Consider the following 23487-nt stretch of genomic DNA (forward strand, 5'->3'; position numbering starts at 1 on the left):
TTGCCGACGTGGTGGCCTTCAAGGGTCCGCACATCAACCACCTGACCCCGCGTACGCTGGACATCGATGCCATTCAGGTCGGCATGCCGGCCAAGGGCATTCCGCCCAAGGCCGTGGTGGAAGGCCCGCCCACCCGCCGCCACCCGATCCTGCTGCGCCAGACCAGCTTCAAGGCCCTGCAGGAAAAGGTCGCCTTCAGCGACCAGCAGGGCAGCGAAGGCAGCCACACCGCGCGCTTTGGCGAGATTGAACAGCGGGGTGCGGCGCTGACGCCCAAAGGCCGCCAGCTGTATGACAAACTGCTCGATGCCACCCGTGCTGCCTTGGGCGGTGCGCCTGCCGAGGCCAACGCCGAACGTTACATGACACTGCTGAAGGACAGCTTTGCCGAATTCCCGGACGACCTCGCGCAGATGCGTGAGCAGGGCCTGGCGTATTTCCGTTACTTCGCTACCGAGAAAGGCCTGGCTGCGCGGGATCAGGACGGTCGCCCGACTACCCTAGAAGACTTGATCGAGGCCGGCCATGTGCACTTCGAAGCGCTGGTGTACGAGGACTTCCTGCCGGTGAGCGCGGCGGGCATCTTCCAGTCCAACCTGGGTGACGATGCGCAGGCCGAGTACGGCAGCAATGCCAACCGCGATGCCTTTGAAGCGGCATTGGGGCTGCAGGTGCAGGATGAACTGGCGCTGTATGCGCAAAGCGAGCGGCGGTCGCTGCAGGCTTGTGCGCAGGCGTTGAACCTAGGTTCGATGTAAGCCGGTAGATCGCCGGGGGCGCTTTGCGCCCCATTCGCGGGCACGCCCGCTCCCACAGGCCCAAGGCTTGCGCTGTACCTGTGGGAGCGGGCGTGCCCGCGAATGGGCCGCAAAGCGGCCCCCTGCGATATCAGCGAAAACGATCAACTTCCTGCCGCAGCTGCGCCGCCAGCCCCTCCAGCTCCCGCGCGGTAAAGGCCAGCTCATTGGCCACCTCGCGCTGCTCGCCGTTGGCCTGGGCAATGCTCTGCAAATTGCGGCTGAGCACCGTCGCCGTGCTGCTCTGCTCCTGAGTCGCCGTACTGATCACCGTGAACTGCTCACCCGCCGCACGGCTCTGCTCGTCGATACGCGCCAGCGCTTGCGCCACCTTGTCATTGCGCTGCAGACCTTCCTGCATCAGCTGGTTACCCTGCTCCAGCGTCGTGATGGCGTGCCCGGTCTGCTGCTGGATGCTGGTGATCATCCCGGATATTTCATCCGTGGCCTGGCGGGTTCGTGCGGCCAGGCTGCGCACTTCGTCCGCCACCACCGCAAAGCCGCGGCCCTGCTCACCGGCGCGGGCAGCCTCGATGGCCGCATTCAACGCCAGCAGGTTGGTCTGTTCGGCGATGGCAGTGATCACGCTGATGATGCCGCCGATTTCCTGCGAGCGTGCCCCCAGGCTGTCCATCACCGTGGCCGTACCGCCGAGGGCATCGGCGATCTGCTTCAGCGAACGCGATGCTTCATCCATGGCGCTGCGGCCGATGCGGGTCTGCTGGGCATTGTCACGCGCCATGCGCTCGGTGCCTGCCATGTTGTCGGCGATGTTCATAGAGGTGGCGCTGAACTCCTCCACCGCACCGGCCATGCTGGTGATTTCACCGGACTGCTGCTCCATGCCCTCGCAGGCCCCGGCCGACAGGCCAGACAACGATTTGGCGCGCGAGCTGACTTGCTCGGACGCACTGCGAATGTGCTCGACCATGCCTGACAAGGCCTCGCCCATCTTGTTGAAGCTGCTGGCCAGTTGGCCGATTTCGTCGTGGCTGGTCACGCTCAGCCGCGCGCTCAGGTCACCTGCGCCCAGCGCTTCGGCCTGGCGCACCAGCGCGTCCAGCGGCCGCAGCTTGCGCCGCAACAGCCACAAGGTAGCCGCCACCGCCAGGACCATGGCCAGCAGGCTGCCGATGGCCAGGCGCAGGCCTACACTCCAGGTCACCTCACGGATTTCCGCCATCGGCATGCTCGCCACCACCGTCCACGGGCCTTCGGCAAATGCGGCCGTTGCGCTGTACAGCGGTTGCTCGGCATTGGCTGGTGGCACCAGCCACTGGCCGTTCTCGTCCTGCAGGGCCAGCGAACCGGTCTGGCCAATGCGGAAACGCTTGAGGTTGGCAAACTGGGTGTTCTGCGCATCGGTGTAGTCGAAGCCAACGAACAATACGGCAATTACCCGGCCGTTGCCGTCACTCACCGGCACATAGCGGGTCATGTAGTTACGCTCGAACAACACGGCGCGGCCAACGTACATCTGCCCGGCCAGCAACTTGCGGTAGGCCGGGTGCTGACGGTCGAGCTGAGTGCCGATGGCGCGGCTGCCGTCCTGCTTCTTCAGGTTGGTGCTGATGCGCACGAAGTCTTCGCCACTGCGCACGAACACCGTGGCGATGCCAGCGGTCATCTGCTGGAATTCGTCAACCTGCTGAAAATCGTTGTTCAGCAAATGATCACCCAGGTACAGCGCCGGTGTTGCCTGCCCGGCGACCTGCACCGTTTCACCGGCATGCAGCGACAGGCCCGAGGCGAAGCGGTGCTCGAACAACCCGCTGAGGCGCTGGGTATTGTCCTTGAGCGAACTGTGGAAGGTTTCGAGCTGGTCGGCCAGCAGGCGCGCTTCACTGCCCAGGTGCGCCTGGCGTGTGGCGAGGTTGGCATCGTCCAGCGAACGCAGGGCAAACAGGGTACTGCCGGAAATCACCAGCGCCAGCACGATGGCGAGGGCGACACCGAGCTGCGAGGCTATGCGGGCACGGGGTTGAGACATGTGAAGCTCCTGGCAAGAGGCCGGGATCGTCCTGATCACGCTGACCGCCCGCTTTCTATCGACGGGAAGTGCGCCCTCTTCCGGGACGCTGGTGCCAGTGAATCGGCGTCGCGGGCAAATACTTGAGTGTCGGGCCGGGATATTCGCAAACGTTTTCTGTCGCCTGCACGGGCCATCAAAGGGGCGGGAGAATTTCCACATCCGGGAGATCCATGGCCGCCACCTCCTGTTCCAGAAATGCACTCAACCGGCGCAACCGCTCGCCCCCGCGCCGGGTACGCGGCCACACCAGGTAGTAATCCATGCCACTGGGCACCGCCGTCGGCCAGGGCAGGCTCAGGCGCTTCTGCGCCACGTCCTCGGCCACCATCAGCAAGTCGCCGATGGAGATGCCGTAGCCACGCGCTGCGGCAATCATGCTTAGCTCCAGCGTGTCGAAAACCTGCCCACCCTTGAGCGATACCTTGCCAGCGAGGCCCATGCGCTGCAGCCAGTCACGCCAGTCGCGCTTGTCCACCGTGGGGTGCAGCAGCTCGATACCGGCCAGCCGGGACACGCTCCAGGGCTTTTCGCCAAGCAGGTCCGGTGCGCCGACCGGAATCAACAACTCCGGGAACAGCTTGCGCACCTCCCAGTCTGCCGGGAACACCCCATCGCTGAGCAACACCGCACAATCGAACGGTTCCTGGTTGAAGTCCACATGGTCTACATCCATCCAGGCGCTGGTCAGCTGTACCTCGTTACCGGGTTGCAGGTGGCGAAACCGGCTCAGGCAGGCCAGCAACCACCGCATGGTCAGGGTCGAAGGTGCTTTCATGCGCAGGATGTCATCTTCACCACACAGGGTTTCACAGGCACGGGCGAACGCGGCAAAGCCTTCGCGCACCCCCGGCAGCAATACCCGCCCTGCTTCGGTCAGTAGCAGGGTGCGGCCACTGCGCACGAACAGGCGGCATGCGAAATGCTCTTCCAGGGTACGGATATGCCGGCTGATGGCACTTTGCGTGATCGACAGCTCTTCGCCCGCGCGGGTGAACGAACTGAGCCGCGCGGCGGCCTCGAATGCGCGCAAGGCATACAGCGGAGGTAGCTTGCGCGACATGAGGCACCTGCAATCTAAGGACAGAGGCGAATTATCCGAAACTTGCAGGCATGAGTTCAACTCATGCCAACCATCGTTTTTATCCTTTTGTACAAAGTTGACCAAAGCCTCAGAATCGCGCTTCGTTGATCACCTCAGGAACAAGGACAGCCCATGCACGTCGCGCCCACTACAGAACTCAAGGCTTTGTTGCGCCTGTCCGGGCCGCTGATCGCCTCGCAGCTGGCGCACATGCTGATGGTGCTGACCGACACCCTGATGATGGCCCGCATCAGCCCGCAGGCCTTGGCCGGCGGTGGCCTGGGCGCGGCCAGCTATTCCTTCGTGTCGATTTTCTGCCTGGGGGTGATCGCCGCAGTGGGTACCCTGGTGGCGATTCGCAAGGGCGCCAACGACATCGAAGGGGCCACCCGTCTGGCCCAGAACGGCCTGTGGCTGGCCTGGGGCCTGGCGCTGTTCGCCGCGCTGGTGCTGTGGAACCTTGAGCCGGTACTGCTGCTGTTCGGGCAACAGCCCGAGAACGTGGCCTCGGCTGCCCAGTTTCTGACCCTGCTGCCGCTGGCGTTGCCCGGTTACCTGACCTTCATGGCCTTGCGCGGGTTCACCAGTGCCCTTGGCCGTTCGACCCCGGTGATGGTCATCAGCCTGGTCGGCACGGTGCTGAACTACCTGCTCAACGTGGCGCTGATCGAGGGCATGTTCGGCCTGCCCAGGCTCGGGCTGATGGGTATCGGCCTGGTCACTGCGGTGGTGTCGATGGGCATGGCCATTGCCCTGTCGTTGTACATCCGCTGGCACCCGGCCTATGCCGCCTACCCGCTGCGCAAGGGCCTGTCGCGCCCATCGCTGCACGCCCTGCGTGAGCTCTGGCGGCTGGGCCTGCCGATTGGCGGCACCTACATGGTGGAAGTGGGCCTGTTCGCCTTTGCCGCGTTGTGCATGGGAGTGCTGGGCAGCACCGAACTGGCGGCCCACCAGATCGCCCTGCAGATCGTGTCCACGGCATTCATGGTGCCGACAGGGCTCTCCTATGCGGTAACCATGCGCGTGGGCCTGTACTACGGCGCCGGCAACCTGCTGGCGGCGCGCAGCGCGGGGCGCGTGGGCATCGGCTTCGGGGCAACCGTGATGTTTGCCTTTGCCGCGCTGTTTTTGCTGTTGCCCGAGGCGCTGGTGAGCCTGTTCATAGACCGTAATGACCCGGGCTTCGCCGCCATCTACCAACTGGCGGTGCACTTGTTGATGGTGGCCGCCTGGTTCGAGTTGTTCGATGGCATGCAGACCATCGCCATGGGCTCCATACGCGGCCTGAAAGATGCCAAGACCACCTTCCTGATCGGGCTGTGCTGCTATTGGCTGGTAGGGGCGCCGAGCGCCTGGCTGTTCGCGTTCAACCTGGGCGGCGGGGCGGTCGGGATCTGGTGGGGGTTGGCGCTGGGGCTGGCGTGCGCAGCCGTGGCGCTGACCTTTGGTTTTGAGTGGCGGATGAAGCGGTTGTTAAGGAAAGCTGGGATTGGTGGAGAGGCTACCGCCTCGGCCTGACTTCAGGGCCTATTCGCGGGCACGCCCGCTCCCACAGGTACAGTGCGCGCCCCCTGTGGGAGCGGGCATGCCCGCGAAAGGGCCCTAAAGGACAACCCCCAACTGACGGTCAGGCGCCTGCAGCAAAAACTCCATCAACTCCCCCACCGGCAGTGGCTTGCTGACCAGAAAACCTTGCACCTGGTCACAACCAAACCCGCGCAGCAGCTCCAGTTGCTCCTCACTCTCCACCCCTTCAGCCACCACCTCAAGGTTGAGGTTGTGCGCCAGGTTGATCATGGCGTGCACCAGTTTGCGGTTTTCCTCGCGCATTTCCATTTCGGCCACGAAACTGCGGTCCACCTTGAGCAAGGTGATCGGCAGGCTGTTCAGGTGTACGAACGACGAAAAACCGGTGCCGAAGTCATCCAGCGAGAAGCGCACGCCCAGCCGGCCCAGCGCATCCATGGTCTGGCGTACCAGCTCGTTGCGGCGCATGACCGCCGTTTCGGTCAGTTCGAATTCCAGCCAGCGAGCATCCACCCCGTGCTCGAGGATCAGCCGGCTCAAGGTGGCCAGCAGCTGGCTATCCTGGAACTGGCGGAAGCTCAGGTTGACCGCCATGTGCAGCGGCTCCAGGCCGCGTTCGCACAACGCCTGCATGTCGCGCAGCGCACGGGAAATCACCCAGTAGCCCAATGGCACGATCAGGCCGCTTTGCTCCGCCAGCGGCACGAACTCGCAGGGCGGTAGCAGCCCCCGGTCCGAGTGCCGCCAGCGCACCAGCGCCTCGAGCCCCACGATGCGCCCATCGGCCAGGTTCAGCCGGGGTTGATAGTGCAGTTCCAGTTCATCCCGGCGCAGGGCGCGGCGCAGTTCGCTTTCCAGGTCGGCCAGGCTGCGGGCATTACGGTTGATGCGCTCGTTGAACACATGGAAGGTGCAGCCCTGGCTACCCTTGGCCTGGCGCATGGCGATGTGCGCGTGCCACATCAGCGGGTCGGCGCCGCCCTGGGCGCGGGCATGCGCCAGGCCCAGGCTGCAGCCCAACAGCAAGCTTTCGCCATCGATCCAATAGGGCTCGGCCAGGGCCTCGACGATGCGTTCGGCAATCCATTCGGCGCGGTTCGGGTCGCGGCGCGTGTCGATCAGCAGCGCGAATTCGTCGCTGCCCAGGCGCGCCAACTGGTCCCCTGCCTCCAGTTGGTGTTTCAACCGGGCCACAACCTGCAGGATCAGGCGGTCACCGCTCTGGTGGCCAAGGGCGTCGTTGACGTGGCGGAAGTTGTCCAGGTCGAGGTGGCCGAGGGCAACGCCCCGGCCTTCGTTTTCAGCCAGCCGTGCCGTGAGCAAGGCCTGGAAGCCCTGGCGGTTGGCGATACCGGTCAGTGGGTCTTGCTCGGCAAGGCGCTGCAAGGTGGCCACCAGCACACCGCGTTCGCGCACATGCCGCAGCGAGCGGCGCAGGCTATCGGTGCTGAGCTGTTGGCGCACCAGCCAGTCGCTGACGCCGCTGGGGGCAACCGCGGGCTCGTCGTCCAGCAGCAGGATGGTCGGCAGCTCACAGCGCCCCGGCGCTGGTTGCAGTGCCGCAGTCGCCAGGACCACGGCTTGCCGGTCATGGCTGAAAAGGCTGTCGACGGCCTCCCAGTCAGGCGCCGTCAACAGCACTGCAGTGCCGCCCAACCCCTGCACGCACTCGCGCAGCAGCACGGCCCATTCCGGCTCATCAGCCAACAGCAGCAAACGCAGAGGTTCGACAGGCGTGGACAAGCGGGCTCCTTAGGGCTTCACGGCACAACGAGAGAAGATGAATATGCTACTGCATTGATGAAAATGATTTTCAATTTTATACATACACCGGACTCTGCGGCGACCCGACGTATTTTGTCGTGCATCCTGCGCGAAATCAGGCCCGTTCGGCAAATACGATTTTTCCAGTGCCTGGCATTAGCCTGACTAATACAGGGCGCCAATAAAAGTCTGACTCAGACGTCAGACGGTCACGCCACAACGGGCCCATGCCTGTTAGAATGCGCGGCTATTTTCTGGCGACCCCCGGTTTCTAGCATGTCCCGACTCAATCCCCGGCAGCAGGAAGCCCGTGACTATGTCGGCGGCCCTCTTTTGGTGCTCGCCGGTGCAGGCTCGGGCAAGACCAGCGTGATCACGCGCAAGATTGCCCACCTGATCCAGAACTGCGGCATTCGTGCCCAGTACATCGTGGCGATGACCTTTACCAACAAGGCCGCGCGCGAGATGAAGGAGCGGGTTGGCACCTTGCTGCGCCCGGGGGAAGGTCGCGGCCTGACGGTGTGTACCTTCCACAACCTGGGCCTGAACATCATCCGCAAGGAACACGAGCGGCTGGGCTACAAGCCGGGCTTCTCGATCTTCGACGAGTCCGACATCAAGGCGTTGCTGTCGGACATCATGCAGAAGGAATACTCAGGCGACGACGGCATCGACGAGATCAAGAACATGATCGGTGCCTGGAAGAACGACCTGATCCTGCCGCCAGAAGCCCTGGAAAAGGCGCGCAACCCGCGCGAGCAGACCGCCGCCATCGTCTACACCCACTACCAACGCACGCTCAAGGCGTTCAACGCAGTGGACTTCGACGACCTGATCCTGCAGCCGGTGAAGCTGTTCCAGGAGCACCCCGAGGTGCTGGAGCGCTGGCAGAACCGCGTGCGCTACCTGCTGGTGGACGAGTACCAGGACACCAACGCCAGCCAGTACCTGCTGGTGAAGATGCTGATCGGCATGCGCAACCAGTTCACCGTGGTGGGCGACGACGACCAGTCCATCTATGCCTGGCGCGGTGCCCGCCCTGAGAACCTGATGCTGCTCAAGGAGGACTACCCCTCCCTGAAGATCGTGATGCTCGAGCAGAACTACCGTTCCACCAGCCGGATCCTGCGCTGTGCCAACGTGCTGATCGCCAACAACCCGCACGCGTTCGAAAAACAGCTGTGGAGCGAGATGGGTGTAGGCGACGAGATCCGCGTGATCCGCTGCAAGAACGAGGAAGCCGAGGCCGAACGGGTGGCCATGGAGATCCTCACCTTGCACCTGCGCACCAACCGCCCGTACAGCGACTTTGCCATCCTCTACCGCGGCAACTACCAGGCCAAGCTGATCGAGCTGAAACTGCAGCACCACCAGGTGCCGTATCGCCTGTCGGGCGGCAACAGCTTCTTCGGCCGCCAGGAGGTCAAGGACCTGATGGCCTACCTGCGCCTGCTGGTGAACCCGGACGACGACAACGCCTACCTGCGGGTGATCAACGTGCCGCGCCGCGAGATCGGCTCCACCACCCTGGAAAAGCTCGGCAACTATTCCACCGAGCGCGGCATTTCCATGTACGCCGCCAGCGACGAGCTGGGCCTGGGTGAACACCTGGACGCCCGCTATACCGAGCGTTTGCAGCGCTTCAAGCACTGGCTGGACGGGGTACGCCAGAAGGTCGCCCTGGAAGACCCGATTGCCGCGCTGCACGAGATGATCCGCGACATCGACTACGAAAACTGGATCCGCCAGCAGACCGCCAGCGACAAGGCCGCCGATTTCCGCATCAGCAACGTCTGGTTCCTGGTGGACGCACTGAAAAACACCCTCGAAAAGGATGAAGAGGGTGACATGACCATCGAGGACGCCATCGGCAAGCTGGTGCTGCGCGACATGCTCGAGCGCCAGCAGGAAGAAGAAGAGAACGCCGAAGGGGTGCAGATGATGACCCTGCATGCCTCCAAAGGCCTGGAGTTCCCTTACGTGTTCATCATGGGCATGGAAGAGGAAATCCTCCCGCACCGCTCCAGCATCGAGGCCGACACCATCGAAGAAGAGCGCCGCCTGGCCTATGTGGGCATCACCCGCGCCCGCCAGACCCTGGCCTTTACCTTCGCCGCCAAGCGCAAACAGTACGGTGAAATCATCGACTGTACGCCCAGCCGGTTCCTCGACGAATTGCCACCCGACGACCTGGCCTGGGAAGGTCTGGACGACGCCCCGGTCGAGGTGAAGGCGGCACGCGGCAACAACGCCCTGGCCGACATCCGGGCAATGCTCAAACGCTGATCAACCATTACTCTTTAATATTGCCGCCTCCAGCGGCCACCTTTGTTACATCGAGGAAATCACAGTGGAAGCACTGCATCAGAAGATTCGCGAAGAAGGCATCGTGCTTTCCGATCAGGTCCTCAAAGTGGACGCGTTTCTCAACCACCAGATCGACCCGGCGCTGATGCAGCTGATCGGTGACGAGTTCGCCCGCCTGTTCGCCGATGCTGGCGTGACCAAGATCGTCACCATCGAAGCCTCGGGTATTGCCCCGGCAGTGATGACCGGCCTGAAGCTGGGCGTACCGGTGATCTTCGCCCGCAAGCACCAGTCGCTGACCCTGACCGAAAACCTGCTGACCGCCTCGGTGTATTCCTTCACCAAGCAGACCGAGAACACCGTGGCCATCTCGCCGCGCCACCTCAACAGCAGCGACCGCGTGCTGGTGATCGACGACTTCCTGGCCAACGGCAAGGCGTCGCAGGCACTGATCTCGATCATCAAGCAGGCCGGCGCCACCGTGGCCGGCCTGGGTATCGTCATCGAGAAGTCGTTCCAGGGCGGCCGCGCCGAGCTGGACAGCCAGGGCTACCGCGTTGAATCGCTGGCCCGGGTGAAGTCGCTGGAAGGTGGTGTGGTCACTTTCATCGAGTAAGCCTGTACCGGCCTCATCGCCGGCAAGCCAGCTCCCACATGGACCTCACAGGCCCCAAGCCTTGTGCAGTACCTGTGGGAGCTGGCTTGCCGGCGATGGGCTGCAAAGCAGCCCCGGCAATTCATCAGGTAGCCGCCAACCCCGCCAGCAACAGCCGCTGATAAAGTTCTTCCTTCAACCCCTGCGGAGCATCCAGCCCCATCCGCTCCAGATGCTGCTCATACCCCTCCGGCCCCGGCGCATCCAGCGCGGCCTTGCCCAGCTCCAGCACCTCGCTCAACTTGAACTTGCTCTTCAACCAGTTCAGCGCCCGCAACAGGTCCTGCTCTTCGGCAGTGAAGTCCGTACCCAGCGGATACTCGGGGAACAACCGTGCATGCTGCGCCCTGACCGCCTCAAGGCGTTGCGGGGTGTTGTCGGCAAAGCGCGCGTCCAGCTCAAAGCCCTTGTGCAGCTTGCCGGCACTCTTGGCCTGTTCGATCAGCCCCTGCTGGAACCGTGAATCGCTTACCGCCAGCAACCGTGCAATCACTTCGCTGTCGGTCTGCCCACGCAGGTCGGCGATGCCGTATTCGGTCACCACGATATCGCGCAGGTGTCGGGGGATGGTGCAGTGGCCGTACGCCCAGAAAATGTTCGACGTCACCTCACCGCCCGACTCGCGCCAACTGCGCAACAGCAGGATCGAGCGCCCACCCTCCAGCGCATGGCCTTGTGCAACGAAGTTGTATTGCCCACCGACACCACTGAGCACTCGGCCATCTTCCAGCTGGTCGGCCACCCCGGCACCCAGCAGGGTCATGCCGAATGCGGTGTTGATGAAGCGCGCATCGCGGCGCTGGCGGCGCTTGAGTTCCTCTTGCCCATAGAGTTCGTTGATGAAGCTGATACGGGTCATGACGAACTGTGCACGCTGCTCCAGCGGCATCTCGCGCAAGCGCTGATAGAACGCCTGCGGGCCAAGGAAGAAGCCACCGTGCAACAACGCGCCCTGCTCATCCGCCGGGCGTCGCAACAGGCCTGCCTCGGCCAGCACCAGCAGGCCGTTGACGAACATCTCGCTGCAGCCGTAGAGGCCTTGAGCGAAGGTATCCAGCCCCCCTTCCCGTTCGATCAGCGCCTGCCAGGGGCCGACATCGAGTGCATCGAGCACCGCGCGGTAGCCAGCGTTGTCGCCCTGGCGCGCCAGCAATGCCGCGGCGACCGCATCGCCCATGGCACCAATACCGATCTGCAGCGTGCCGCCGTCGCGCACCAGGCTGCTGGCATGCAGGCCAATGCAGTGGTCCTGAATGCCGACCGGCATGTTCGGTGTGGAAAACAGCCGGCGTTGTTCGGCCTCGTCGAGCAACAGGTCGAACGCGTCGATCGGCAGCTCGGCATCGCCAGGCATGTAAGGCAGCTCGGCGTGCACCTGCCCCAGCATGAGGATGGTTTCACCGGCAGCGCGGCGTTTGGCGACCATGGGCAGCAGGTCGAGGGTGATGTCGGGGTTGCAAGCCAGGCTCAGGTGCACGGGCTTTTCGGGCGTGGCAGCCACCAGTTGGGCGATCAGGTTCAGGCCCTTGGCGTTGATATCACGCGCGGCGTGGCTGTAATTGCTGCTGACGTAGTCCTGCTGCGCCGATTCGCTGTGCAGCAAGCTGCCCGGCTGCATGAAGAACTGCTCGACGCGGATGTTGGCGGGCAATGTGTCGTTGCGCAGGTCGTTGAGGTAGGTGAGCTCTTCATAGTCGGCGAACACGCGCTCGACAAAAGGCTCCAGAAAGCGCCGCTGCAGCCCGTCGCCCAGTGCCGGCCGGCCCAGTGACAGGGCGGTGTAGATGGTCAGCCGCCGTTCGGGCAGTTCGCGCACGCGGGCGTAGAGGGCGTTGACGAAGGCATTGGGCTTGCCCAGGCCCAGCGGCAGGCCCATGTGGATATGGGCTGGCAGGCGTGCCAGGACCTGCTCGACAGCCTGGTCGATGGAGCAGAGGTGCATGGGGCCTCCTGAGACATCCGTGGGTTCAGGGGTTGGACATGAGCTCAAGCGAGTTGGTTGCCGGTGCGGGCCCTTTCGCGGCCAAAGCCGCAAAGAGGCCGGCACAGCCGCCACAAAAACAAAGCCCGCCATCAATGGCGGGCCTGGTGAAATTCAGCTGCAGCTCACAGCCCGGACATCTTCTTGATCGCCCCTTTCAGGTCGTCGTCCGAGCAGTCCGCGCAGGTACCCTTCGGTGGCATGGCGTTGATGCCGGTAATGGCCTTGGCCAGGATGCCATCCAGGCCGCCCTGGTGGTCGGCTCGCTCCTTCCAGGCCGCGGTATCACCCACCTTGGGCGCGCCGAGCAGGCCGCTGCCATGGCAGGCATTGCAGTGCTTGGCAATGATCTCGTCCGGGGTCTTGGCACCACCGCCACCCGCGGTCGCCGCCACTTCCATGCCTTTGCACTCCTGGCCCTGCACACAGACCTGGCCAACGGGTTCCAGGCGCTTGGCAATGTCGTCATTGGTCGCAGCGGTTGCGCTCATTGCCCAGAGGGCGAATACGGCTGCTGGTACGGCCAGCATCTTCTTGATTTGGTTCACGCGAACACCCTCATGGTGGCTAATCACGCCCGCGGCCACGAAACAGCGAGCGCTGAAAAGTATAGCGGCAACCTGAAGGCGGTGAAACGACCCTACACGGGAAAGGGGTATTGCCGAATCAATGCACTGCGCTGGATCAAAAGTTTGAGGGCGTAGCGGCACTGATCAGCCGTGCAGGCTGGTCGAACGGGTTGCGAAAGCGGTGCGGGCGGGTGCTTTCGAAGTAGTAGCTGTCGCCTTCCTCGAGGATGAAGATCTCGTTGCCGACCACCAGCTCAAGGCGGCCTTCGAGCAGAATGCCGGTTTCCTCACCGTCATGGGTCAGCATTTCGGCACCGGTGTCGGCGCCCGGCGGGTAGACCTCGGTCAGGAAGGCAATGGCGCGGTTGGGGTGCGACTTGCCGACCAGCTTCATGGTTACCGCACCGTCCGAGATATCGATCAGCTCGTGGGCTTTGTAGACAATTTGCGCAGGGCTCTGCGCCTCCAGTTCGACCGAAAAGAATTCGACCATGGACATGGGAATGCCACTCAGCACCTTGCGCAACGAGCTGATGGAGGGGCTTACGCTGTTCTTCTCGATCATCGAGATGGTGCTGTTGGTCACCCCGGCGCGCTTGGCGAGTTCGCGCTGGGACAGGCCCTTGAGCTTGCGGATGGCTTGCAGTCGTTCGCCGACGTCCAAAGCTGGAGCCTCCTGAAACGGTAGAAAGGGGGGTGGATGTGAACGATATCATGGCAATGCCGTTCAGTATTTACAACACACCGCCCTCAACCTGTCCGCATCAGCGTGTCATTCGCCGACGTAGTCCAGGGGGACCCGTTTCAGGTTGCAGAAGAGCTGGTAAGGAATGGTGCCAGCCTGTGCCGCCACTTCACTGGCCAGTACCTGCTTGCCCCACAGTTCGACCGGGCTACCCACCGTGGCGTCGGGCACATCGGTGAGGTCGATGCTGAGCATGTCCATCGACACCCGGCCGATCAACGGGGCGCGCTTGCCAGCCACCAGCACCGGCGTGCCATTGGGCGCCTGGCGCGGGTAGCCATCGGCGTACCCCATGGCCACCACGCCAACACGGGTCGGCCGCGGGCTGACGAACTTGGCACCGTAGCCCACCGGTTGGCCGGCGGGCAGCTCACGCACGCTGATCACCCGCGATTGCAGGGTCATCACCGGCTGCAGGCGCGCGGCTTCGGCCTGCGCCACCTCGAAGGGCGTGGCGCCATACAGCATAAGGCCTGGGCGCACCCAGTCGCTGGGCGCTTGCGGCCAGCCCAGCACACCGGGGGAGTTTCGCAGGCTGCACTCGGCCGCAAGGCCCTGGCGTGCGGCTTCGAACACGGCGATCTGCTGCGCGGTGGCGTCAGCATCCAGTTCGTCGGCACGGGCGAAGTGGGTCATCAGTACAATCCGCGCGACCTTGCCGCTGGCCAGCAGGCGCTGGTAGGCCTCGTGGTAATCCTTGGGGTGCAAGCCCACCCGGTGCATGCCGCTGTCCAGCTTCAGCCAGACACTTAGCGGCTTGCGCAGTTGCGCTTTCTCGATCGCCTCGAGCTGCCACAGCGAGTGCACCACGCACCACAGATCGTGCTCGGCGATCAGTGCCAGCTCGCTGGCTTCGAAAAAACCTTCCAGCAGCAGCACCGGGGCCTTGATACCGGCACCGCGCAGTTCCAGCGCCTCTTCGATACAGGCCACGGCAAAGCCATCGGCTTCGGCCTCCAGGGCCAGGGCACAGCGCACGGCACCGTGGCCGTAGGCATCGGCCTTGATCACGGCGAGGGCTTTGGCACCGGTCAGTTCACGGGCCAGACGGTAGTTGTGGCGCAGGGCCTGGAGGTCGATCAGGGCGCGGGCGGGACGCATGGCGGCTGCCTTATGGTGGTTCAATTAGAAATCGGTGTTGGATTCATCGCCGGCAAGCCAGCTCCCACAGGGCTCTCACAGGGCCTGAGAACTGTGGAGATCCTGTGGGAGGCATCGGCCTGGAGGTCGATCAGAGCGCGGGCGGGTCGCATGGCGGGTGCCTTATGGTGGTTCGGGTTGAAATCGGTGTTGGATTCATCGCCGGCAAGCCAGCTCCCACAGGACTCTCACAGGGCCTGAGAACTGCGGAGATCCTGTGGGAGCTGGCTTGCCGGCGATGAGGCCGGTACAGGCGACCTTACTGCTGGTGAGCCGGCGCAGCATGCCCGTGCTTGGCCACTTCCCGGCTGTTGCCATACCGGGAAATGTCCAGGCCCTCGGCGCTGATCTGCGGCTTCTTGCGCGCGATCAGGTCTGCCAGCAGGCGCCCGGAGCCGCACGCCATGGTCCAGCCCAGGGTGCCGTGACCGGTATTGAGGAACAGGTTGCGGAACGCCGTGGCACCGACAATCGGTGTACCGTCCGGGGTGGCCGGACGCAGACCGGTCCAGAAACTGGCCTGGCTCAGATCACCGCCGCGAGGATAAAGGTCGTTGACGATCATCTCCAGTGTTTCACGCCGACGCGGGTTGAGCGACAGGTCAAAACCGGCGATCTCAGCCATGCCGCCAACGCGGATACGGTTGTCGAAACGGGTGATCGCAACCTTGTAGGTCTCGTCGAGAATGGTCGAGGTCGGCGCCATGTCGCCATTGGTGATCGGCACGGTCAGCGAGTAGCCCTTCAGCGGATAGACCGGGGCTTTGATCCCCAGCGGCTTGAGCATGTGTGGCGAATAGCTGCCCAGCGCCAGCACATAGCGGTCGGCGGTTTCCAGCTTGCCGTCGATCCACACGCCATTGATGCGGTCGCCGGCGAAGTCCAGGCGCTGGATGTCCTGGCCGAAGCGGAACTCCACGCCCAGCTTCAGCGCCATGTCGGCCAGCTTGGTGGTGAACAGCTGGCAGTCGCCGGTCTGGTCGTTGGGCAGGCGCAGGGCGCCAGCGAGAATGTCTTTCACCCCGGCCAGGGCCGGCTCGACGCGGGCAATGCCATCGCGGTCCAGCAATTCGTACGGTACGCCAGACTGCTCGAGCACGGCGATATCCTTGGACGCAGCATCGACCTGGGCCTGGGTACGGAACAGCTGGGTGGTGCCCAGGCTGCGGTTTTCGTAATTGATGCCGGTTTCGGCGCGCAGCTCGTCGAGGCAGTCACGGCTGTACTCGGACAGGCGCACCATGCGCTCCTTGTTCACCGCATAACGGCTGGCGGTGCAGTTGCGCAGCATCTGGGCCATCCACAGGTACTGGTCAACGTCACCGGTGAGCTTGATTGCCAAAGGTGCATGGCGCTCCATAAGCCATTTGATGGCCTTCAGGGGCACACCCGGGGCGGCCCAGGGCGAGGCATAGCCGGGCGAGATCTGGCCGGCGTTGGCGAAGCTGGTTTCCATGGCCACCGCCGGCTGGCGGTCGACCACCGTCACTTCGAAACCTTGCCGGGCCAGGTAGTAGGCACTGGCGGTTCCAATCACACCGCTACCAAGTACCAGAACTCGCATCGTTGTATCCCTCACACGCGGCACGCCGCAGACTTTTATGGAAATGGCATGGATGGGCGCAGTATAGAAATTCGAGGGCAGTGCAATTCACTATATAAAAGCCTATTATTGGCGAGAATTCTCGGCATAATCGCCTTTCACGGAGGGGCATCCCCTATGAGAACCCAGCACCAGAGCAAGCGTGAACTGGACAAGATCGACCGCAACATTCTGCGTATCCTGCAGAATGACGGGCGTATTTCCTTCACCGAACTGGGCGAGAAAGTCGGGCTGTCCACCACCCCTTGCACCGAGCGGGTTCGCCGCCTCGAGCGCGAGGGCATCATCATGGGCTACAACGCCCGCCTGAACCCGCAGCACCTCAAGGGTAGCCTGCTGGTGTTCGTGGAAATCAGCCTGGACTACAAGTCGGGTGACACCTTCGAAGAGTTCCGCCGCGCGGTGCTGAAGCTGCCGCACGTGCTGGAGTGCCACCTGGTTTCCGGTGACTTCGACTACCTGGTGAAAGCGCGCATTTCCGAGATGGCCTCATACCGCAAGCTGCTCGGCGACATCCTGCTGAAGCTGCCGCACGTGCGCGAGTCGAAGAGCTACATCGTGATGGAAGAGGTGAAGGAGAGCCTCTGCCTGCCGATTCCGGACTGACGCTAGACCAACACCTGGCGGGTGCTGGCGATGAACTGGTGAACGAGCTGCTCGGCGCCAGGGTCGATCATCGGCTCAGGGCCCCGGCCACGGGGGCAGGCCATGCGCGGGGTGGTGCCGAACAAGCGGCAGATCATCGGCCGTTCTTCATACACCGTGCAGCCGTTGGGGCCCAGGTGCACACAGTCCAGGCGCGCCAGGGCGGCATCCTGCTCGGCCTGGGACTTGCGCGGCAGGCGGGCCATTTCTTCGGCCGAAGTGGTGACCGGGCCGCAGCAGTCGTGGCAGCCGGGTTCGCACTCGAAGGCAGGGATGAGTTCGCGCAGGAAGTGGATCTTGTGGCGGTTGCAGGACATGGCTAAGTACAAAATTGAAAAACAGGGGTTGGATTATAGGGCAATCGCCGGCAGGCCAGCTTCCACAGGCACACCACCGGTCTCCGCCCTTGCACAGACCCTGTGGGCGCTGGCTCTGGGGTGGGGCCGGTTGCCCACCCCAGAGCCCCGGCTTATCCTCCTCCCTCGCCCACCAGCCCCAGGACCGACGCCATGATCCACAGCGCGCAGCACGCCGCCTCCTACTACGCCGCCAGCAGCGCGCCACACCCTGACCACGCTTTCCTGCAAGGCGAGCACAGTGCCGACGTGTGCATCGTCGGGGGTGGCTATTCAGGCCTGAACACGGCCATCGAGTTGGCCGAGCGCGGCTTCTCGGTCATCCTGCTGGAAGCGCGCAAACTTGGCTGGGGCGCCAGTGGGCGCAACGGCGGCCAGCTGATTCGCGGGGTCGGCCATGGTCTGGAGCAGTTTCTGCCGGTGATTGGCGAGGACGGCGTGCGCAGCATGAAGCTGATGGGCCTGGAGGCCGTGCAGATCGTGCGCAAGCGAGTGGAGCGGCATGCCATTGCCTGCGACCTGACCTGGGGCTACTGCGATCTGGCCAACAAACCCGCCGAGCTGCTGGGCTTTGCCGAAGACGCCGAAGAGCTGCGTAGCCTCGGCTACCCACACGAGCTGCGCCTGGTCGGCAAGGACGATATCCACAGCGTGGTCGGCGCCGACTGCTATGTGGGTGGGCTGATCGACATGGGCTCCGGGCACCTGCACCCGCTCAACCTGGCCCTGGGCGAAGCGGCCGTGGCCGCGCGCCTGGGGGTAAAGCTGTTCGAGCAGTCCGAAGTTACCCGCATCGACTACGGCACATCAGTGCAAGTGCATACCGCCCAAGGCCGGGTGCGCGCCAAGACCCTGGTGCTGTGCTGCAACGCCTACCACAACAACCTCAACCGGGAATTGGGCGGCAAGGTGCTGCCAGCGGGCAGCTACATCATCGCCACCGAGCCACTGGGCGAGGAACGCGCCCGCAGGCTGCTGCCGCAGAACATGGCAGTGTGCGACCAACGGGTAGCCCTGGATTACTATCGCCTGTCAGCCGACAACCGGCTGCTGTTCGGCGGTGCCTGCCACTACTCGGGGCGAGACCCGAAGGACATCGCCGCCTACATGCGGCCGAAGATGCTCAAGGTGTTCCCCGAATTGGCCAACGTACGCGTCGATTACCAGTGGGGCGGCATGATCGGCATCGGCGCCAACCGCCTGCCGCAGGTCGGCCGGCTGGGCAGCCAGCCGAACGTGTATTACGCCCAGGCCTACTCGGGCCATGGGCTCAACGCCACCCACCTGGCCGCGCGCCTGCTGGGCGAAGCCATCAGCGGCCAGGAAAGCGGGCGCTTCGACCTGTTCGCCAAGGTGCCACATATCACCTTCCCTGGCGGCCAGCACCTGCGCTCGCCGCTATTGGCCTTGGGGATGCTGTGGCACCGGCTCAAAGAGCTGCTCTGAAGCCATACAGCACATCAGTCCTTCCAGAAGGGTTTGCGGCCTTCGAGCCGCGCCTGCTCCCAGCTCAGCCCAACATCGCGCAGCTCGGCATCGGTCAACTGCAACAGCGCCCTGCGGGTACGCCAGCGGTGCAGCATCAGGCCCCAGCGCCCCAACCCCTGCGGCGCGTTGAACACCTTGGCCTGCTGCTCGGTTTCCAGTTCCTTGGCCAACAGCTGCAAGCGCACATCGCTCATGCCCCCCATCACCGCACCCTCCCCGTTCAGTCGATACCGTAGGGAAAGCATGCGCGAGGGCGATACCGGCAATACAGATCCAAAACAGCCTTATTATTCCCATACAGCATTGGCTGGCGGCCGACTGAATGCTGTATTTTCCAGGCAACTGTACCGGTCGCTGCCTGCAGGTAGCCCAGGAGTATGCCTTGACCCTTTACCTCAACCTCGCCGAACTGCTCGGTGCCCGCATCGAGCAGGGCCTGTATCGCCCAGGCCAGCGCCTGCCGTCGGTACGCGCCCTGAGCGTGGAGCACGGGGTCAGCCTGAGCACCGTGCAGCAGGCCTACCGCATGCTCGAAGACAGCGGCATGGTCTCGCCCAGGCCCAAGTCCGGCTATTTCGTCAGCGACCACCGCCAGCTGCCAGCGCTGCCTGCAGTCAGCCGCCCGGCCCAGCGCCCTGTGGACATCTCGCAATGGGAACAGGTACTCGAGCTGGTGCGCAGCACCCCGCACAAGGACGTGGTGCAGCTCGGCCGCGGCATGCCCGATATCGACAGCCCCACCCTCAAGCCTTTGCTACGCAGCCTCGCCCAGTTGAGCCGGCGCCAGGACATGCCGGGGCTGTATTACGACAATATCCATGGCAACCTGGCGCTGCGCGAGCAGGTAGCGCGGCTGATGCTCGATTCCGGCTGCCGCCTGGGCCCGGCCGACCTGGTGATCACCACCGGCTGCCATGAAGCGCTGTCATGCAGCATTCGCGCGGTTTGCGAGCCAGGCGACATCGTTGCGGTCGACTCGCCCAGCTTCCACGGCGCCATGCAAACCCTCAAGGGCCTGGGCATGAAAGCGCTGGAGATCCCCACCGACCCGGTCACCGGCATCAGCCTGGAAGCGCTGGAGCTGGCCCTGGAGCAGTGGCCGATCAAGCTCATTCAGATCACCCCCAGCTGTAACAACCCACTCGGCTACATCATGCCCGAGGCGCGCAAGAAGGCCTTGCTCAGCCTGGCCCAGCGCTATGACGTGGCGATCCTGGAAGACGATGTGTACGGCGACCTGGCCTACACCTACCCGCGCCCGCGCACCCTCAAGTCATTCGACGACGATGGCCGCGTGTTGCTCTGCAGTTCGTTCTCCAAAACCCTGGCCCCCGGCCTGCGGGTGGGCTGGGTGGCACCTGGGCGCTATCTGGAACGGGTGCTGCACATGAAATACATCAGTACCGGCAGCAGCGCCAGCCAGCCGCAACTGGCAATTGCCGATTTCATCGCCGGCGGGCACTACCAGCCCCACATGCGGCGCATGCGCAGCCAGTACCAGCGTGGCCGTGACCTGATGAGCGATTGGGTAACGCGCTACTTCCCGGCGGGTACCCGGGTCAGCCGGCCGCAGGGCGGCTTCATGCTGTGGGTGGAATTCCCCGAACATTTCGACACGCTGCGGCTGAACCGCGCTTTACTGGAGCAAGGTGTTCAGGTGGCGGTGGGCAGTATCTTCTCGGCCTCGGGCAAGTTCCGCCACTGCCTGCGCATGAACTTCGCCGCGCGGCCGACGCCACAGATCGAGGCTGCCGTACGCAAGGTAGGTGAAACCGCCCTTCGTCTACTGGATGAAGAAAGCGCCGACGCGTAACTTTGCGCCGCCCGCCACTGTCCAACCTCCACAGCCCTTGCCGCACAGGACGATCCACCCTTGAGACCTCAGCGCGCCTTGTCTTTGTTGCTGATGCTGTTGCTCGGCCTTGCCGGCTGTGCCAGCGTCAGTACCCCACGCGAAACCAGCCAGGCCCTGCCCGCCAACGACTCCGCGTTCGGCCGCTCGGTGCTGCGCCAGGCGGCACCGTATGGCGGGCAGTCCGGCTTTCGCCTGCTGCCCAACAGCAACGAGGCATTTCGCGCCCGCGCCGAATTGATCCGCAACGCCCAAGCCAGTATCGACCTGCAGTACTACATCGTGCACGACGGCCTCAGCACCCGCGCCCTGGTGCACGAACTGCTGCGTGCCGCCGACCGCGGCGTGCGCGTACGCATTCTGCTCGACGACACCACCAGCGACGGCCTGGACACCATCATGGGCACCCTCGCTGCTCACCCGAATATTCAGATCCGCGTGTTCAACCCACTGCACCTGGGCCGCAGCACCGGGGTGACGCGCGCCTTCGGCCGGCTGTTCAACCTGTCGCGCCAGCACCGCCGCATGCACAACAAGCTGTTCCTGGTGGACAACAGCATGGCTATCGTCGGCGGCCGTAACCTCGGCGACGAGTATTTCGATGCCGAGCCCAACCTCAACTTCACCGACATCGACCTGCTGAGCGTCGGCCCTATCGCCGAGCAACTGGGGCACAGTTTCGACCAGTACTGGAACAGCGCGCTCAGCCGACCTATCAGCGATTTTCTGTGGCATGCGCCGGATGCCGACGACCTGCGTGCGAGTCGTCATCGCCTGGAAGTCTCGCTGGCTGAAGCCAGGACCCAGCGCAAGGCCTTGTACGATCGGTTGATGGCCTACCAGTCGCAGCCGCGCCTGGATGTGTGGCGCAACGAGCTGATCTGGGCCCATGCCCAGGCGCTGTGGGATGCCCCAAGCAAGGTACTGGCCGATGACGAGCCGGACCCGCAGTTGCTGCTGAGCCACCAGTTGGCGCCTGACCTGGCCAACGTGCACAGCGAACTGATGCTGACATCGGCTTATTTCGTGCCGGGCGAGCCAGGGCTGCTGTACCTGACCGGCCGCGCCGACGCAGGTGTCTCGGTAAAGCTGCTGACCAACTCATTGGAAGCCACCGATGTGCCGGCCGTGCACGGTGGCTACGCCCCCTATCGCCGAGCCTTGCTCGAACATGGGGTACAGCTTTATGAGCTGCGCCGCCAGCCGGGCGACCCCAGCGCAGGGCGCTTGAGTTTCCGCGGAAGCTCGGACTCCAGCCTGCACACCAAGGCGATCGTGTTCGACCGGCGCAAGACCTTCATCGGTTCATTCAACTTCGACCCGCGTTCGGTCCTGTGGAATACCGAAGTGGGGGTGCTGGTGGACAGCCCGGAACTGGCCGAATACACCCGCGAGCTGAGCCAGCAGGGTATGGCGCCGGCGCTGAGCTATCAGGTGAAACTGCAGGGGGACAAGCTGGTGTGGGCGACCGAGGACAATGGACAGCAGCATGTGCTGACCTCCGAGCCGGGCGGGATGTGGCGCAGGTTCAATGCCTGGGTCAGCAAGGCGGTTGGCCTGGAGAAAATGTTGTAGCGGCGATTTTGGGGCTGCTTTGCAGCCCATCGCGACGCAAGGCCGCTCCTACAGGGGTACGCGGTTCTTGAGGTAAGGCCTTGTGTCGCGATGGGCCGCAAAGCGGCCCCGAAAACGCTCAGGCAGACACAGCCTCAAAAGCCCCGCGCCTCTGGGTCAACACCACCAGCCCCGCAGCCCCTGCAGCCATCAGCAACAGCAACGCATGCCCGCTGACCCACTGGCTGCCTGCCCCGGCCAACAATGGCCCCAGCAGGCAGCCAATGCCCCACAACTGCGCCACGTGAGCATTGGCCCGCACCAGTTCATCGTCGCGGTAGCGCTCACCGATCAGCACCAGCGACAAGGTGAAAAGGCCGCCGGCACTGGCCCCGAACAGTACCCACAGCGGCCATATCACCGGCGTGTGCAGCAACAGCGGGATCGCCAGGCTGGAGACCAGCAGCGTTACCGCACAGCCGGTGAACAACGCACGGCGCGACATATGATCGGCCAGCGCGCCGATGGGCAACTGCAGCACAGCATCGCCGACCACTACGGTACTGACCATGAACAAGGCGATTTCAGTGGTGAAACCTTGCTGCAGGCAGTACACCGGCAGCAACGTCAGGATCATTGCCTCGAACGAGGCAAACAGGGCGATGGCCCAGGCAATCACGGGCAAGCGACGGCAGAACCTGAACAAGTCGCCGAAGCCGACACTGCAGGCTTCGGTGCTCGGTGCACCGCCGCGCCCCAACAGCACCAGCGGCGCGAGCAGCAGCAGGCCGGTGGCGGCCCAGAAACCAAAATCGTCAGCCGAACCGAGTACGCCCAGCACCAGCGGCCCGGCCAGCTGGCTCAAGGCGTAGCTGCTACCGTACAGCGCCACCAGGCGGCCGCGCCATTGCTCGACCACCAGCTGGTTGATCCAGCTCTCACCCAGGATGAACACCACGGTCAAGGACATGCCGATCATCAGCCGCAACAGCAACCACAGCGGGTAGCTGGGCAATAGCGCGACCAGGCCGATGGACAACGCACCACCCCACAGGCAGATGCGCATGGCCGCAGGTAAGCCGACCCAGCCGGCCAGGCGGCTGGCCAGGCTGGCACCCGCCAGTACCCCCAGCGCAGGCATCGCGGCCATCACGCCGATGGCGAAACTGCCATAGCCCCAGGCTTCCAGACGCAGAGATACCAGGGGCATGCTCACGCCCAGCGCCAGGCCGACACTGAGCACTGATGCCAGTACGGCGAAGTAGGTCCCCCAACGCATTGCTGCCTCCCGGGCCAAGAATTTTCCATGGCCCATTCGCGGGTAAACCCGCCCCCACAGGAACACCACCACCCTTGAAAGCGGTGCAGTACCTGTAGGAGCGGGTTTA

19 protein-coding genes and 1 pseudogene are annotated in these 23487 nt (G+C 64.0%); 8 read left to right on the forward strand and 12 right to left on the reverse strand.

The window, feature by feature from the left end:
* Positions 1-758: VOC family protein (locus tag APH30_RS12090; RefSeq protein ID WP_156326443.1), on the forward strand; the 758-nt coding region annotated here is incomplete at its 5' end.
* A 130-nt stretch (positions 759-888) separates the two neighbouring features.
* Here APH30_RS12090 and APH30_RS29950 read toward each other — a convergent pair.
* From APH30_RS29950 to APH30_RS12100, 3 genes and pseudogenes are all read right to left on the reverse strand, one after another.
* Positions 889-1749: a methyl-accepting chemotaxis protein gene (locus tag APH30_RS29950; protein WP_371105801.1), complete on the reverse strand. Its 861-nt coding sequence runs from the start codon at positions 1747-1749 to the stop codon at positions 889-891.
* Positions 1744-2988: pseudogene (locus APH30_RS29955) on the reverse strand (Cache 3/Cache 2 fusion domain-containing protein); the annotation flags it as partial. The pseudogene APH30_RS29955 and the gene APH30_RS29950, both read right to left, overlap by 6 nt.
* Complete coding sequence (locus APH30_RS12100) at positions 2963-3889, reverse strand: LysR substrate-binding domain-containing protein (protein WP_054912672.1); 927 nt, start codon at positions 3887-3889, stop codon at positions 2963-2965. The gene APH30_RS12100 and the pseudogene APH30_RS29955, both read right to left, overlap by 26 nt.
* A gap of 153 nt (positions 3890-4042) precedes the next feature.
* On the opposite strand from APH30_RS12100, the gene APH30_RS12105 reads away from it, so the two are divergent.
* Positions 4043-5431, forward strand: coding sequence for a NorM family multidrug efflux MATE transporter (locus tag APH30_RS12105; protein ID WP_054912673.1), 1389 nt, complete (start codon positions 4043-4045; stop codon positions 5429-5431).
* An 84-nt stretch (positions 5432-5515) separates the two neighbouring features.
* Here the strand turns inward: APH30_RS12105 and APH30_RS12110 are convergent, their stop codons facing one another.
* Positions 5516-7183 (reverse strand): bifunctional diguanylate cyclase/phosphodiesterase, encoded by a 1668-nt coding sequence (locus tag APH30_RS12110; protein ID WP_054912674.1) that lies wholly within the window; start codon positions 7181-7183, stop codon positions 5516-5518.
* A 297-nt stretch (positions 7184-7480) separates the two neighbouring features.
* Between APH30_RS12110 and rep the strand changes: the two genes are divergently transcribed.
* Both rep and APH30_RS12120 read left to right on the forward strand, forming a co-directional pair.
* The gene (gene rep, locus APH30_RS12115; protein ID WP_029887601.1) at positions 7481-9490 is read left to right on the forward strand and encodes a DNA helicase Rep; all 2010 of its coding nucleotides are present in this window, start codon (positions 7481-7483) and stop codon (positions 9488-9490) included.
* A gap of 64 nt (positions 9491-9554) precedes the next feature.
* Complete coding sequence (locus tag APH30_RS12120; protein WP_009683322.1) at positions 9555-10127, forward strand: xanthine phosphoribosyltransferase; 573 nt, start codon at positions 9555-9557, stop codon at positions 10125-10127.
* Positions 10128-10251: 124 nt separating this feature from the next.
* Here APH30_RS12120 and APH30_RS12125 read toward each other — a convergent pair whose 3' ends face one another.
* From APH30_RS12125 to dadA, 5 genes are all read right to left on the reverse strand, one after another.
* The gene (locus APH30_RS12125) at positions 10252-12108 is read right to left on the reverse strand and encodes an acetyl-CoA hydrolase/transferase C-terminal domain-containing protein (protein WP_054912675.1); all 1857 of its coding nucleotides are present in this window, start codon (positions 12106-12108) and stop codon (positions 10252-10254) included.
* 164 nt (positions 12109-12272) lie between these two features.
* Entirely contained in the window at positions 12273-12677 is a 405-nt protein-coding gene (locus APH30_RS12130) for a cytochrome c5 family protein (protein ID WP_033690433.1), read from the reverse strand.
* 154 nt (positions 12678-12831) lie between these two features.
* Positions 12832-13380 carry a cupin domain-containing protein gene (locus APH30_RS12135; RefSeq protein ID WP_009682929.1) on the reverse strand — a complete coding sequence of 183 codons (549 nt, stop codon included), beginning with the start codon at positions 13378-13380 and terminating at the stop codon, positions 12832-12834.
* Positions 13381-13488: 108 nt separating this feature from the next.
* Complete coding sequence (gene alr / locus APH30_RS12140) at positions 13489-14562, reverse strand: alanine racemase (RefSeq protein ID WP_054912676.1); 1074 nt, start codon at positions 14560-14562, stop codon at positions 13489-13491.
* 298 nt (positions 14563-14860) lie between these two features.
* Positions 14861-16165 carry a D-amino acid dehydrogenase gene (dadA, locus tag APH30_RS12150; protein WP_054912678.1) on the reverse strand — a complete coding sequence of 435 codons (1305 nt, stop codon included), beginning with the start codon at positions 16163-16165 and terminating at the stop codon, positions 14861-14863.
* A gap of 156 nt (positions 16166-16321) precedes the next feature.
* On the opposite strand from dadA, the gene dadR reads away from it, so the two are divergent.
* Entirely contained in the window at positions 16322-16810 is a 489-nt protein-coding gene (dadR, locus tag APH30_RS12155) for a transcriptional regulator DadR (RefSeq protein ID WP_003258963.1), read from the forward strand.
* Positions 16811-16812: 2 nt separating this feature from the next.
* Here the strand turns inward: dadR and APH30_RS12160 are convergent, their stop codons facing one another.
* Positions 16813-17166, reverse strand: a complete 354-nt coding sequence (locus APH30_RS12160) for a YkgJ family cysteine cluster protein (protein ID WP_009682925.1) — start codon at positions 17164-17166, stop codon at positions 16813-16815.
* A gap of 192 nt (positions 17167-17358) precedes the next feature.
* Between APH30_RS12160 and APH30_RS12165 the strand changes: the two genes are divergently transcribed.
* The gene (locus APH30_RS12165; protein WP_054912679.1) at positions 17359-18651 is read left to right on the forward strand and encodes an FAD-binding oxidoreductase; all 1293 of its coding nucleotides are present in this window, start codon (positions 17359-17361) and stop codon (positions 18649-18651) included.
* A gap of 14 nt (positions 18652-18665) precedes the next feature.
* On the opposite strand, the gene APH30_RS12170 is transcribed toward APH30_RS12165, so the two are convergent.
* Positions 18666-18896 carry a DUF1127 domain-containing protein gene (locus APH30_RS12170; RefSeq protein ID WP_029885735.1) on the reverse strand — a complete coding sequence of 77 codons (231 nt, stop codon included), beginning with the start codon at positions 18894-18896 and terminating at the stop codon, positions 18666-18668.
* Between the two features lie 179 nt (positions 18897-19075).
* Here APH30_RS12170 and APH30_RS12175 point away from each other — a divergent pair, with 179 nt between their 5' ends.
* Positions 19076-20506: a PLP-dependent aminotransferase family protein gene (locus APH30_RS12175; RefSeq protein ID WP_161893043.1), complete on the forward strand. Its 1431-nt coding sequence runs from the start codon at positions 19076-19078 to the stop codon at positions 20504-20506.
* Positions 20507-20566: 60 nt separating this feature from the next.
* On the forward strand, positions 20567-22120 hold the full coding sequence (locus APH30_RS12180) for a phospholipase D family protein (RefSeq protein WP_054912680.1): 1554 nt from the start codon (positions 20567-20569) through the stop codon (positions 22118-22120).
* 118 nt (positions 22121-22238) lie between these two features.
* Here APH30_RS12180 and APH30_RS12185 read toward each other — a convergent pair whose 3' ends face one another.
* A complete protein-coding gene (locus tag APH30_RS12185) occupies positions 22239-23378 on the reverse strand; it encodes an MFS transporter (protein ID WP_009682919.1) in 1140 nt (379 codons plus the stop codon).
* Between the last annotated feature and the right edge of the window lie 109 nt (positions 23379-23487).

Source organism: Pseudomonas sp. NBRC 111127, from assembly GCF_001320345.1.
Taxonomy (GTDB): domain Bacteria; phylum Pseudomonadota; class Gammaproteobacteria; order Pseudomonadales; family Pseudomonadaceae; genus Aquipseudomonas; species Aquipseudomonas juntendi.